Origin of the sequence: Bordetella pseudohinzii (genome assembly GCF_000657795.2) — a bacterium.
Taxonomy (GTDB): Bacteria; Pseudomonadota; Gammaproteobacteria; order Burkholderiales; family Burkholderiaceae_B; genus Bordetella; species Bordetella pseudohinzii.
On sequence record NZ_JHEP02000045.1, the window covers coordinates 1 to 850 of the forward strand.

Below are 850 nucleotides of genomic sequence, written 5' to 3' on the forward strand. Positions count from 1 at the left end.
ATCCGCAATCCGCAATCCGCAATCCGCAATCCGCAATCCGCAATCCGCAATCCGCAATTGAATGCGTAAAGTTCGCCACGGCCTCGCTGGCCGCGGCGGGCATGATGGGCATGCCGCCGGCCCATGCCGTCGACGGCACGATCACCATCAACGGCGAGATCACCGACCAAACCTGCAAGATCAATGGCAATGTGCCGCCGGCCCATATCCATGTGCTGCTGCCCAAGATATCGACTTCGGCGCTGAAGGCCAAGGGAGATACGGCCGGCGCCACGCCCTTCCTCATCAGGCTGACAGAATGCCCTGATGCGCTGAACGGCAATATCAAGGCTTACTTCGAGCCCGGTTCCACCACAGACTACGCCACGGGCAATCTGGTCGCCTACACCACGGCCCAGGCCGTGGCGATGGCCGCCTCCATCCCCAATCCGCTGCCGGCGACCGCGTTCGGCAACGTGCAGATCCAGCTGGCCAATCCCAATGGCAGCACCATCACGCTGGGCCTCGATCACCAGAACCAGCAGGCCCAGGAAGTGCCGCTGACCGCCAACGGCGCCAACAAGGAGGCCACGCTGCGCTACCTGGCGCGATACGTCAAAAGCGGCGACGGCAATATCAAGGCCGGCAAGCTGGTGACCTATGTGCAATACAGCATTGTCTATCCCTGAGACCACGCCATCGGCTGCTCTTGCCGCTCAGGATAGGAAGGCGGCGCCACAGATTCGGAAACAACGCGCGGCGCCGCTGTTCTACGATCGCCCTGCTTGAGTCATCAATCCAGGGAATGTTCGATGAACCGCACACCGCACACCGCACACCGCACACCGCACACCGCACACCGCACACCGCA

At 62.2% G+C, this 850-nt stretch carries 1 protein-coding gene; it reads left to right on the forward strand.

What is annotated here, in order from left to right:
• The first annotated feature begins 101 nt into the window (after window positions 1-101).
• Window positions 102-668: a fimbrial protein gene (locus L540_RS21160; RefSeq protein ID WP_043206814.1), complete on the forward strand. Its 567-nt coding sequence runs from the start codon at window positions 102-104 to the stop codon at window positions 666-668.
• Window positions 669-850 lie beyond the last annotated feature (182 nt).